We start from the raw sequence: 13,220 nt of genomic DNA, 5'->3' as shown, positions 1-13,220 counted from the left end.
TTCATGATATGCCTGCAAGCGGTAGTGGTCAAGGCCAACACCGCTGTCAGGTTCATGTCTATACAGCTTCCTCGTATTCCTTGATAGTCACCAGATTGAGGTCCAACTGGGTGCTGGAGTTAGCAGGCTTCTTGTGACCCAGCTTATCGCCACGCGCACTTTCAACGTTATTGAGGTACGTTTCGTCGATATCGCCAGTGACATAATTCCCATCAAAACAGGAGCAATCAAACATCTTGATGTCCGGATTGCTTAATTGGACGGCTTCAATCAGCGCATCCAGATCCTGATAAATCAAGGCATCCGCACCAATTTCTTCGCAGATCTGCTGATCGGTACGGCCAGTGGCTAGCAATTCATCGCGGGTCGGCATATCAATGCCATAGACGTTAGGGAAACGTACAGGTGGTGCAGCAGAGGCAAAATACACTTTATTGGCACCTGCATCGCGGGCCATCTGCACGATCTGCTTGGAGGTGGTGCCACGCACAATGGAGTCATCCACAAGCAATACATTCTTGCCCTTGAACTCCATGCCGATCGGATTCAGCTTCTGGCGTACGGATTTTTTGCGCAATGCCTGACCTGGCATGATAAAGGTACGGCCAATATAGCGATTCTTGATAAAGCCTTCTCTGTAGGTGAGATTCAAGGCATTCGCCAATTGCAGGGCACTGGGCCGACTGGTATCGGGGATAGGAATTACCACGTCAATATGCAGATCACCCCACTCCTTGGCGATTTTCTTGGCAAGGCTAACGCCCATATGCAGACGAGTCTGGTAGACAGATACCTTGTCGATAACAGAGTCAGGACGTGCCAGATACACATATTCAAAAATACAAGGGGAGAGTTTGGGCTTTTCAGCACATTGGCGGGAGAAGAAATTGCCATCCATATCAATGAAAATAGCCTCGCCCGGCTCAACATCGCGTACCAGTTTGAAACCCAGCACATCCAGCGCCACACTTTCAGAAGCGACGATGTATTCAACGCCCTTCTCTGTTTCGGACTTGCCGATGACCAGAGGCCGAATCCCATTGGGATCACGGAAAGCCAGCAGGCCAAAGTTGGCCACCATTGCCACGACGGCATACGCACCTAGGCAACGCTTGTGCACGCCAGCGACCGCTTCAAAGATCATGTCACTGTTCAGCACTGCGCTATGCGCGGTGTGCTCAATTTCATGAGCGAGCACGTTCAGCAGCACTTCGGAATCGGAACTCGTGTTGATGTGGCGCAGATCCTGACGGAACATTTCTTCCTTCAGCTGCGTGGAGTTGGTCAGGTTACCGTTGTGACCCAGCACGATGCCAAAAGGAGAGTTCACATAGAAAGGCTGGGCTTCGGCGGCTGATGAAGAACCCGCCGTGGGGTAGCGCACATGGGCGATACCGGCATTGCCTTGCAGGCTGCGCATGTGGCGCGTCTGGAAAACATCCTGCACCAGGCCGTTATTCTTGTGCATGTAGAACGTATTGCCATCGCAAGTGACAATACCCGCCGCATCCTGCCCGCGGTGTTGCAGAACCAGCAATCCGTCGTAAAGCAACTGATTGACCGGGTTTTTACCGACAACGCCTATGATTCCACACATGGAGTGAGCACCTTAAAAAAACGAGAATTCCGATGAAGCGCGTACGACTGTGTATACCGCAAATGGTTCTTCAATCGTACTTGACATGCTTAGTAATATCTTGCGGAAGCCATGGCAACAAGCTGACCACCATGGCTTCCAATGGCGCACTGAACATCGCATTGCGCCACCTTTCATCCTTGGGCACGCTGGTCAGGCCGGCCAGAAAAACCAGCACGAGCAATATCAGCACACCACGTAACAAACCAAATACCGCGCCAAGTGCGCGATCCAGCCACCCGAGGCCGACTGTCTTGAATAATTGCCCCAGCACAATAGCCAGCAGGCTGCATAACAGCAAGGTAGCTAAAAACAATATGAGGAACGCTGCCAGAAAACGCAAGGCCTCTGACGGAATTGCCTCAGGTAATAAGGGTGCCAGCTCCATGGTGTAAAGCTTGGCAACGAAAAAAGCAGCTACCCAACCAGCCAGGGCCAGAACTTCCCGTACAAAACCGCGCATGACGCTCAATAATACCGAAAGCCCCAGTATGCCGAGCACGGCATAGTCAAATACTGTCATAAGGGATAACCCCTCACTTGCTGGTGACCACCATGCCGGTCAACCCTGCACCCTTGATCTTGTCCAGCGCCTGCTCGGCTTGTGGACGAGTGGAATATAGCTGGCTGCGCAACCGGATTTTAGGGCCTTTAGGGGTATCCAGCTTTTCAGTATTGGATTTAATGCCCAGGCCTGCCAGCTTCTGTTGCAGCTGCTTCACGTTATCGGGATCGGAGAACACACCGACTTGCACCAGAAAGCCTGCGACTTTTTCAGAGGAATCTTTTCTCGCAACCTCTGCGGCAACGGGTTTGCTTTCTGCAGGCTTGGTTTCAGCAGGTTTGACGGCTTCGGAAGGTTTTGCCACTGCAGTCGAAGGCGCTGTTTTAACAGGAGATGGAGTAGCCGCAGGCTTGGCTGCTGCAGGCTTGGCTGGGGCAACAGGCTCGGCACGCGACTCAATAGGTGGGGACAGCGGTGCAATTTCGCCCGTTGATTCAGGTTCAGTAACGGGTTGATCTTCTGGAATGGCAGAGCCGGATTGCTCGGTAGTCGCCGTGGCTTCGGGCTTGACCGGAACAATCTTGGAGTTAAATTCGCTATCCTGGCTAGGAATGGAAATGGCAATTTCTTGTTGTGGAGCCTTGCTGGCACGATCATCAAGCAGCATGGGCAAGACCGTTACCATCAGCAATACGAGCGCAACTGCACCAACCAGCCGTCTACGAGCACGCTTCTTGAATTGAATTTCCTGCTCGTTCAAATTATCAGAGGCCATGGGTAAAACATCCTAGTGGTTATCAGGTGACGCGGGTAAAAGCTGCATGACATCAGCCACGGTGAAAAATGATCCGAATACAATAATTCTATCATTTTCGCCTGCATCTATACAGGCTTGCCTGTAGGCTTCTGCCACCGTTCGGTATACATGCACAGGAACGTCGGGGTCAATTTCGGTCACGGCTTCTTGCAGTTGAATGGCTTTGGCACCCCGAATCTGAGGAATATCTGCCAGATACCAGGCATGCACCGTGGCGTGTACGGCCGCTACTACACCGGGGATATCCTTATCCGCCAGCATGGCAAAAACCGCCAGGGTTCGACCGGCATTCGCCTGTGCATTCAGGTTGGAGGCCAGCGCAGTAGCCGCATGAGGGTTATGCGCCACATCGAGAATGACACTGGGTGCAGACTGTCGCACGTCAAAGCGCCCAGCGAGATTCACATGCTGCAAGCCGGCGTGAATTGCCTCAGCATTCACCGGCAGTTTGTCATGCAGCGATTGAATCGCCGTCAATACAGCGGAAGCATTGGAAAGCTGAAAATCCCCTGCCAATGCTGGCAAAGGCAAGTCATGCAAGGTGAAATCCGCCCACTGGTAATGCCAGCGCCCAGATTGCACCTGGTAGTGAAAATCACGATGAATACAGAGCAGTTCAGCCTGGATGGTCTCGGCGTGTTTCAGCAAGGTTGCTGGCGGAGATGCATCTGCACAAATGGCGGCACGGCCAGCACGATAGACGCCAGCTTTCTCGAAACCGATGCTTTCCCGGTTATCGCCGAGATAATCCATATGATCCAGATCAATACTGGTAACGATGGCAACATCGGCATCGACAACATTCACGGCATCAAGCCGTCCGCCCAGACCAACTTCAAGAATCACGACATCCAGTGCATGCTGACAAAAACAGCACAAGGCGGCCAGGGTACCAAACTCGAAGTACGTCAATGCCGTGTCGCCACGAGCCTCTTCAACGCGGGCAAATGCAGCACAAAGATCCGCATCCGCAGCCTCACGGCCCATGATGCGAACCCGCTCGTTGTACCGCAGAATGTGGGGGGATGTATAACAGCCTACGCGATAGCCTGCCTGCAGATAGACCTGCTCCAGCATGGCGCAGGTGGATCCTTTGCCATTGGTGCCGGCGACAGTAATGACCACGAAATCAAGGGGCAGATCAAGGCGCTGCCTCACCGCCTGCACACGCTCCAGGCCCATGGCAATGGACTTGGGATGTAACGCTTCAATGTATTGCAGCCAGCCCTGCAACGAGTCAGGCGGCGTTGAAAGATCAGTCACAATACGATGGAATCAGGCAACAGCAGGTAATTTGGTCATGCTACTGATCAGGTTGGCCAGCTTGTCACGCATTTCACGGCGGTCAACAATGATATCCACCGCGCCATGTTCCAGCAGGAATTCCGCCCGCTGGAAACCTTCAGGCAGGGTTTCGCGAACGGTTTGTTCGATCACGCGTGGACCGGCAAAGCCAATCAGCGCCTGCGGTTCGGCCACAATCACATCGCCCAGCATGGCAAAACTGGCAGAAACGCCACCCATGGTTGGATCCGTCAACACTGAAATATAAGGCAAACCGGCGCGGCCAAGCGCAGTTAAGGCAGCGCTGGTTTTCGCCATTTGCATCAGTGAAAACAGGCCTTCTTGCATACGGGCGCCGCCACTGGCGGAAATGCATACGAACGCCGAGCGACGCTCAATGGCAGCGTTGACGCCGCGCACAAAGCGCTCACCCACCACCGAACCCATGGAACCACCCATGAACTTGAACTCAAACGCAGCGGCTACCACAGGAACAGCCTTGATGCTGCCTTGCAACACGATCAGGGAATCGGTTTCACCCACATCTGCCTGGGATGACTTGATGCGGTCAGCATAGCGTTTGCTATCCTTGAACTTCAGCGGGTCTACAGGCTGCACTTCGGCGCCGATTTCGGAGCGCCCCTCCTCGTCCAGCAGCATGGCCAAACGGGCACGCGCTGAAATACGGTTGTGATAGCCGCACTTGGGACAAACTTCAGCATTCTTTTCGAGATCCGTCCGATACAGCACGGATTCACACGAAGGGCATTTGCTCCAGAGACCTTCTGGTACGGTTTTTTTATTAATGCCCGTCGGGCGATTGATCTTGGGAGGAAGTAGTTTTTGTAACCAGCTCATGGCATGTCCTTTTTAAGCAGCGTCAACCGCGATGCGCAATTCTTTCATCAGCGCAGCCACGTTATCAACGAGATTTTGATCATTGGATTGTTCCACAGCCTGCACCATACGGCTGCCCACCACCACAGCATCACCAATCGCAGCCACAGCCGTTGCTGTCGCCGCATCACGCACACCAAAACCTACGCCTACAGGCAAATCCGTCAGGGTTCGAATTTCAGCTACTTTTTGCGCCACCTCTTCAATATCGAGGTTTTTAGCACCCGTCACCCCCTTGAGGGAGACATAGTAAACGAAGCCGCTGGCCTGGTTCACAATCACCTCTACACGAGCAGGCTCGGTGGTCGGTGATAACAGAAAAATGGGGTCAATGCCGCGTGCCTGCAACAGGGCGGTGAATTCCTTGCATTCCTCAGGCGGATAATCCACCGTCAGTACACCATCCACACCGGCGGCTTTGGCTCGGTCAGAAAACTTCTCCTGCCCCATTGCTTCAACCGGATTAGCGTAACCCATCAGTATGATAGGCGTCACATTATCCTGCTGACGGAATTCACGCACGATGTCGAGCACGCGGCTGAGGCCAACGTGATGGACCAAGGCGCGCTCGCTGGCGCGCTGAATAACGGGACCATCTGCCATGGGATCTGAAAAAGGCACGCCGAGCTCAATCATATCGGCACCGTTTGCCACCATGGCATGTAACAGCTTTACGGTTTGGTCAGGATGAGGGTCACCAGCGGTAATGTAAGGGATCAGAGCTTTCTTTCCCTGCTGTTTGAGCTGATCGAACGTGGTTTTTATGCGAGACATGAATGGGATCTTAAATACTGGATGATTAAAGGGTAATGCCAGACAAACCGGCCACCGTGTTGATATCTTTATCGCCACGACCGGAGAGGTTCACCAGAATGACCTGGTCGGGAGACATGGTCGCCGCCATCTTTTCTGCATACGCCAACGCATGGCTGGATTCCAGTGCAGGAATAATACCTTCGGTGCGGCACAGACTATGGAAAGCCGCCATGGCTTCATCATCGGTAATGGCCACGTATTCAGCACGCTTGCTGTCTTTCAGCCATGCATGCTCAGGCCCCACTCCTGGATAATCCAGGCCAGCAGAGATCGAATGCGTTTCGATGATTTGACCGTCTTCGTCCTGCATCAGATAAGTACGGTTGCCATGCAATACGCCGACTGAGCTATTGGCTGTCAGTGGCGCGGCGTGTTTGCCTGTTGCCAGACCCAGGCCCGCTGCCTCAACGCCGATCAGGCGCACATTTTCTTCGTTGATATAGGGGTAGAAAATACCCATGGCATTGGAACCGCCGCCCACACAGGCCACGACCGCATCTGGCTGACGCCCGATCATTTCCTGCATTTGCTGCTTGGCTTCTACACCAATCACCGCCTGAAAATCCCGTACCATCATGGGATAAGGGTGCGGGCCAGCCACGGTACCAATAATGTAAAAGGTGTTGGAGATGTTGGTTACCCAGTCGCGCATGGCTTCATTCAGCGCATCCTTGAGGGTTTTTGAACCACTTTCCACCGGCACGACGGTCGCGCCCAACAGCTTCATGCGATAGACATTGGGAGCCTGGCGCTTCACATCCTCAGAACCCATGTACACGACACACTCCAGCCCCATACGAGCTGCAATGGTAGCCGTCGCAACGCCATGCTGCCCTGCCCCCGTTTCAGCGATTACGCGTGGCTTGCCCATGCGTTTTGCCAGGAGTGCTTGCCCCACGGTGTTATTCACCTTATGGGCGCCAGTGTGGTTCAGATCTTCCCGCTTGAGATAAATGCGAGCACCGCCAACGCGTTCAGACCAGCGCTTGGCGTAGTAGATAGGGCTTGGACGGCCTACAAAATACTTCAGATCATGTGCAAATTCGGCCAGAAATTCAGGGTCATGGCGAAAGCGCTCATACATGACACGCAATTCTTCCAGGGCTTCCACCAGAGTTTCTGCGACAAAAATCCCGCCGTACGGACCAAAATGGCCTCTGTCGTCAGGCATATCATAAAGCTGCATCTGTAACTCCTCGCATGAATGCGGCAATTTTGCCGGCATCCTTAATTCCTTTTTGGGACTCGACACCACCACTCACATCAACGGCATATGGTCGAACCTGTTTTATCGCTTCTGCCACATTGTCCGCATTCAGCCCACCTGCCAGCACAATGGGCATAGGCAAGTCTGCGGGAATAAGCGACCAGTCAAAACGCTGGCCCGTTCCACCCGCTACGCCTTCAACATGGGCGTCCAACAGCAGCGCGCTGGCCCGTGGATAATCGAGGGCGTATTGTAGCAAATTTGTGTCCGGCCTGACGCGTATTGCCTTCATATAAGGCCGAGCATAACGCTGGCATTCTTCAGGAGACTCATCGCCGTGAAATTGCAACATATCCAGGCGTACTTCCTTTAGCACTTGTTCAATGAATGAGGGCTCGGCATCGACAAACAAACCTACCACCGCAATAAATGGAGGCAAGCTACGAATAGCGGCTTGTGCCTGGGCAATGCTGACATGTCTGGGGCTAGCCTCAACAAACACCAGTCCAACCGCATCAGCGCCATGCCGCACTGCTGTGAGGGCATCTTCCTCTCTGGTAATGCCGCATATTTTGACTCTGGTACGCAAGATGAGATTCTTTGATGAAAGCAGAATTGATTGAGACCGCTAGGTTAACTGAAACGTTGTCGCATGTCACATTGCGGCAATATGAAAAGAGCCTCAGACCAACGACAAATGCACATAGCGGCGGGTATCGGGCAGCCCCCATCTCGATTCGTAGCCTACTCCACTCAAATACAAGCCATCCGGGGAGAATGTTGGAGGAGCAAGACGACGGTCATGACTCTGCAGGAGTTGCTGGATGAACGCAGGTGGCTGACTCCCCTTGCCTACATATACCAGCGCGCCCACCATGTTACGCACCTGATGATGCAAAAATGCATTGCCGCTAAACTCAAACAGAATAGCCTGCCCTGCACGACGCACCTCCGCCTGCTGTAATGTCCGTATGGGAGATTTGGCCTGACATTCAGCAGCACGGAAAGCGCTGAAATCATGTTCACCAATCAAATGCGCAGCAGCCTCCGCCATGGCGTCTACATCCAGAGGCTGATGAAACCAGCCAACTTTGCCAGCAAGGATGGCTGGTGCTACCGCCTGGTCAAACAAAATATATTGGTAATACCGTTGGCGGGCTGAAAATCGGGCATGAAACTCATCGTCCACCTGCTGCGCCCATAACACTTTGACACTGGAGGGAAGGCCTGCGTTTACTCCACGAACCCAGGCATTCAGCGGTCGCTCGGTTGTTGTTTCAAAATGCACCACTTGGGCCAGGGCATGGACCCCAGTATCGGTTCGCCCGGCCGCAATCACCCGCACCGGATGGCAAGCCATGCGGGCCAGCTCGCGTTCCAGTGCATCCTGTACTCCGTAGCCCCCCGGCTGACTTTGCCAGCCGCAAAAATGGGCACCGTCGTACTCTAGCCCAAGGGCAACTCTCATTTAAACCTCACCATTCACAATATCCCGTGTCAGCTTCCCATCGTATAAGAAAAAAGCCGGATCAAATCATCCGGCTTTTTATCACAACTACACAACTAAATGCAGATATCAGCTAAGCACCCAGACTATTGATAATGGCCTGTGCTCGGGCCCGCTGTTGTGGGCCGCCCTCGCTAAGCACTTCCTCAAGCAGCTCCTTGGCACCTTCATTATCGCCCATATCCATATAGGCGGTGACCAGATCCAACTTGGTATCTACTTCAGCAGATTCAGCCGCAATGGCCGCAGGTGGCTCATCGGAAGCATTGGCGCCATTAAGATCCAGACTGATATCTGAAAAATCCACCTCTGCCGGCGCAATGGATTCCGTGGAATTTGTATTCAGATCAGGCAACGCGACATCCTCTTCCGCGTCAGCCAGGTTATCCAGATTAAAGTCGAGATCGACATCACTGGATGGCGACTCGAACACAATCTCTTCCACCGGATCCTCATTGAAGGCATCAGGCAGAGCGCCTGCAGATGCGGTGGCAGAGTCAGACACTTTTTTATCCTGCTCGCTTTCAGGCGTATCAAAGTCCAGACTGATGTCAGGAACAAATGGTTTGGGCTGCGGCAATGAATCATCACTGACAGGTGGGGAAGGTACATCGGCTTCCACAGCGGCATCGCTATTTTGGAATGCAACGCCCTGCTCATCCGCCTCTGAGCTCTGCAGCTGTTCTTCGTCGAACGCAGGCGAAGATGACACAAGATCAGGGAAGTCACTGTTACCCGCATCCGATCCTGGCAAATCGAAATCAAACGTAGTCGGAAGCGTATCGTTTGCATTCTCAGAGGATGATGCATCCTCCTCTGGCAAACCAGGCAGTGTATTGCCGAACTCGCCTATGTCCATCTGTATGGTGTTTGCCGCTGGGGATTCTGGCAAGTTGAGCTGGAAATCAAGATCGTTGGAATCGGAGGACTGGTTATCAGACTCAAGCTGTGTGTTCACATCCTCATCGACTGAGTATGGCTCAGGCAGATCATCCATAATGGTGGGCGCCATCATGGAGGCCGCTGCCGAAGATGACGCTATCTCGTTGTTTCTTGTGTCTTGATCATCATTCTCGTCGGCGCCAGAATTAACATTGAATCCGACGAAATCCAGCGTATTAGCATCCTCCACCGAGGCAGCCTCATTGGCAGGCTTATCTTCGCCGAGGCCAAAGTCCAGATCAGAAGAGGCGTCATCTGCAGACTCAGCGTCAGAGACAGCCCTGTCATCCAGATTATCATCCAGAGAAAAGTCCATGCCACTGGCAATATCAGGTTTAGCCGTCGAAGGCACGTCATCCAAGCCCAAATCATCATCCAGACCCAGGCCTTCGTCACCGCCTTGATAGATGGGATTTTGGCTATCCAACTTGCGTCCCAGCTCCGCCACTTTGCGCCACTGCGGGTCACTTGCTCCTATCGTGGCATAAATTTCACCTGCCAGGGTTTCAAATGCAGCGGTGTCCTTGCGAGCGGCATACATCTCCAATAGCTTGTGATGCAATTCGTAACGCTTAGGGTCCTTGGCAATCGCATCACGCAGAATCTCTTCGGCTTGCGCATCGCGTCCATATGCCATGTAAACCTCGGCTTCGGCAATTGGATCGACATCATGCGTATCGATCATGCCACCACCCGTTTGCGAAAAGTCTGTCAGGAATGAGGTATCCCCGGAGTCCACCTTGTTGCTCAGGGTGCTGCCAAAAACGGTATTTGCCTTCAAGCCTCCGGAGGTGAGGATCGCTTTCTCGAACGTATCCAAATTGCGTTTACGCTTGTTACGCAGATATAACCAGCCACCGAGCAGGGCGAGTAATGCAGCACCTGCACCCCCCCATAGGATCAGCTTTTCATTCTCCACACCCGCAATCAACTCAGTATCCGGCACTGGCGCAGGAGTCACACTTGGTTTGGGGTTTACCGCAGGAGAAGTTGCTTCCTCTTCCTTTTTAACCACACCACTATCAGGCTTCACTGCGGGAACAGCTTGAGCAGGCTTTTCAGGCGTAACAGGCTCTGCTTTTTGCTCGCCATTTTTAGCGCTATGCAGCTGATTAGCTGCATTATCTTTCAGTTCAGCCATGGCTTGATTTTTGATTTCAAGCAACTTTTGCATATCACGCACTTGCTTCTCAAGAGCAGCAGCGCGATCGCTCGCCTCTTGCAAGGCTTTTTCTTTTGCTATCGCCTCTTCCTGCAAGGCATTAAGCTTTTCTTGACCAGAACGGGAAGCGGCACTATCAGGGGCCTCGCCTTTGGACAATCGAACAACATCGCGTGACCCAGACTGCGACTGAGCTGCCTTGTCCTGCGCTGCCGAAGTCAGCTTGCCACTGGCGGACTGGCTGCCCTCACCTTCGCGACCCGCACTTGCCGTAGCAACAGACTCGCCAAGACGTTTGCGGTAGGCATTCCAATCAGCCGCCTGCAGCTGGATTTCCTGACGCGCTTCGGCATTACTGATGCCTTGCACCTCTTGCGTAGGTGGAATGCGCAATATCTGCCCCACCTTGAGGCGATTCATGTTGTTATCGTCAAACGCATGCTTGTTTGCGCGATAGATACCTACCAGCATCTGATCCAGGCTGACGCCTTCTACATCAGCATTCCGCGCGATAGCGCTGAGGGTATCGCCACGACTGGTCGTATGTGTCTTGTCAGCGCTTTCACTTTCCACGGGCACTGGCTTTTCAGCAGGCGCTGCGGGTTTGCGATTATTGCGTTTGGCTGTCTTTGCAGGGGGGGCGCTAGCGCTGTCTGCACTTGGACGCACAGGACCTGCAGCCACCGCGGACGGGGCAGTAGCCGATGGAACTGGATTGCTTGCTGGTGCTGCAGCCTGGGGCAGGTTGCTATTGGGATTAGGCGTGGCATAGCCAGGTGGATCCAGCAACATGGTGTACTCACGCACCAGACGGCCCGTCGCCCACTCAACCTGGATCAACATATCGACAAACGGATCAGTAATCGGCTGATTACTGCTTAATCTTAGAACAGCAGTGCCGTTGGCTTTCCTGCTGACATTGATCTTGATGGCATTTTGAATAGGAGTGCGCTCTACACCTTGTACAGCGTAAGCAGCTTCTGGAGCGATGGCAGCGGAGAGAGACTCGAGTTCATCCTGGGTGGTTCCAAGCAACTCGATTTCGGCACTTAACGGTTCTCCAAGACCTGATGCGACCGTCAATCTTCCCAGCCCGGCAGCATCAGCAGTCCATGGAATTATCGCCAGGAAAACCGCGAGCGAAATCCGTTTTAGTTTAGACTTATGCACTATTCCACCCTTATTGCAGTATTAGATTGTAAGCTAACATCAATCATTTAGAGTTGCAAGCTGACAGCTCACATCACATTTACATGCTATTTATTACTGCCAAAAATGGTCCATTCTGCTGACGAAAGCAGAGCGCTTAAACCCTTAATGTTTAACCAGAATTCGCAGCATCCGACGCAAAGGCTCAGCAGCGCCCCACAATAGCTGATCGCCTACGGTAAATGCAGACAAATACTCATTGCCCATGCTCATCTTGCGCAATCGTCCGACGGGGGTTTTCAAGGTCCCGGTAATGGCAGCCGGAGTCAATTGCCGAATAGTGATATCACGCTCATTAGGTATGACGCTTGCCCAGGGGTTTGCGCCGTCAAGCAGTCCGATGATGTCATCCAGTGGCACATCCTTTTTGAGCTTGATGGTCAGCGCCTGGGAGTGACAGCGCATAGCGCCGATTCGCACGCACAGGCCATCGATAGGCACCGGGGTTGCTTCCCGTCCTAGTATCTTGTTGGTTTCAGCCTGCCCCTTCCACTCCTCCTTGCTCTGGCCGTTGCCCAGATCCTTGTCGATCCAGGGAATCAGGCTGCCAGCAAGCGGCACGCCGAAATGATCGGTAGGGAAACGCTCGTCGCGCAGAATACCGGCAACTTCACGATCGATATCCAGAATAGCCGAAGCCGGATTATTCAAGAGGTCACTGGCCACACGATGTGCCTCCCCCATCTGCTTTAGCAATTCACGCATATTCTGCGCGCCTGCACCACTCGCTGCCTGATAGGTCATGGAGGTAGCCCATTCCACCAGATTTTCACGGAACAAGCCGTTCAGCGCCATCAGCATCAGAGAAACCGTGCAGTTACCACCAATCCAGTTCTTGCCGCCACTCACCAAGGCATTCTTGATCACATCAAGATTGACTGGGTCGAGCACAATCACGGCATCCTGCTCCATGCGCAGGGTAGATGCCGCGTCGATCCAGTGTCCACTCCAGCCGTCGGCACGCAGTTTCGGAAAAATCTCGGTTGTGTAATCGCCACCCTGACAGGAAACGATCACATCCATGGCCTTTAACTGATCCACGGCGCGGGCATCCTTCAAGGGCGGCACATCCTTGCCAATGTCCGGGCCCTGCCCTCCCGTTTGGGAAGTGGTAAAAAATACGGGCTCGATATGGTCAAAGTCGCGCTCTTCACGCATACGTTGCATCAGCACGGAACCCACCATGCCACGCCAACCGACAAATCCTACTCTTAACATGTGCATTTCCTTTAGCGAAA

Annotated in this window: 11 protein-coding genes; all 11 read right to left on the bottom strand. The window is 53.2% G+C overall.

What is annotated here, in order from left to right; all coding sequences use genetic code 11:
- Positions 1-58 precede the first annotated feature (58 nt).
- The 11 genes from purF to asd all read right to left on the bottom strand — a co-directional run bounded on the left by purF (position 59) and on the right by asd (position 13,200).
- Positions 59-1,597, bottom strand: a complete 1,539-nt coding sequence (purF, locus tag FNL37_RS06200) for an amidophosphoribosyltransferase (RefSeq protein ID WP_013442382.1) — start codon at positions 1,595-1,597, stop codon at positions 59-61.
- A gap of 70 nt (positions 1,598-1,667) precedes the next feature.
- Complete coding sequence (locus tag FNL37_RS06195; protein WP_013442383.1) at positions 1,668-2,159, bottom strand: CvpA family protein; 492 nt, start codon at positions 2,157-2,159, stop codon at positions 1,668-1,670.
- 13 nt (positions 2,160-2,172) lie between these two features.
- Entirely contained in the window at positions 2,173-2,916 is a 744-nt protein-coding gene (locus FNL37_RS06190; RefSeq protein WP_159355542.1) for an SPOR domain-containing protein, read from the bottom strand.
- 12 nt (positions 2,917-2,928) lie between these two features.
- Positions 2,929-4,221 (bottom strand): bifunctional tetrahydrofolate synthase/dihydrofolate synthase, encoded by a 1,293-nt coding sequence (folC, locus tag FNL37_RS06185; protein WP_159355540.1) that lies wholly within the window; start codon positions 4,219-4,221, stop codon positions 2,929-2,931.
- 12 nt (positions 4,222-4,233) lie between these two features.
- On the bottom strand, positions 4,234-5,100 hold the full coding sequence (accD, locus tag FNL37_RS06180; RefSeq protein ID WP_013442386.1) for an acetyl-CoA carboxylase, carboxyltransferase subunit beta: 867 nt from the start codon (positions 5,098-5,100) through the stop codon (positions 4,234-4,236).
- 12 nt (positions 5,101-5,112) lie between these two features.
- Entirely contained in the window at positions 5,113-5,913 is an 801-nt protein-coding gene (trpA, locus tag FNL37_RS06175; protein ID WP_013442387.1) for a tryptophan synthase subunit alpha, read from the bottom strand.
- Between the two features lie 25 nt (positions 5,914-5,938).
- Complete coding sequence (gene trpB, locus FNL37_RS06170; RefSeq protein ID WP_013442388.1) at positions 5,939-7,141, bottom strand: tryptophan synthase subunit beta; 1,203 nt, start codon at positions 7,139-7,141, stop codon at positions 5,939-5,941.
- Positions 7,128-7,751, bottom strand: coding sequence for a phosphoribosylanthranilate isomerase (locus FNL37_RS06165; protein ID WP_159355539.1), 624 nt, complete (start codon positions 7,749-7,751; stop codon positions 7,128-7,130). Before FNL37_RS06165 ends, trpB begins: the two co-directional genes overlap by 14 nt.
- Positions 7,752-7,844: 93 nt before the next feature.
- Positions 7,845-8,630, bottom strand: coding sequence for a tRNA pseudouridine(38-40) synthase TruA (truA, locus tag FNL37_RS06160; protein ID WP_159355538.1), 786 nt, complete (start codon positions 8,628-8,630; stop codon positions 7,845-7,847).
- Positions 8,631-8,742: 112 nt separating this feature from the next.
- Positions 8,743-11,943: a motility hub landmark protein FimV gene (locus FNL37_RS06155; RefSeq protein ID WP_483403613.1), complete on the bottom strand. Its 3,201-nt coding sequence runs from the start codon at positions 11,941-11,943 to the stop codon at positions 8,743-8,745.
- A 144-nt stretch (positions 11,944-12,087) separates the two neighbouring features.
- On the bottom strand, positions 12,088-13,200 hold the full coding sequence (gene asd, locus FNL37_RS06150) for an aspartate-semialdehyde dehydrogenase (RefSeq protein WP_159355537.1): 1,113 nt from the start codon (positions 13,198-13,200) through the stop codon (positions 12,088-12,090).
- Positions 13,201-13,220 lie beyond the last annotated feature (20 nt).

The organism is Methylovorus glucosotrophus, assembly GCF_009858335.1.
Classification (GTDB): domain Bacteria; phylum Pseudomonadota; class Gammaproteobacteria; order Burkholderiales; family Methylophilaceae; genus Methylovorus; species Methylovorus glucosotrophus.
Note: the sequence above shows the minus strand (reverse complement) of the source record. Positions and strands in the feature narration are given on the sequence as shown.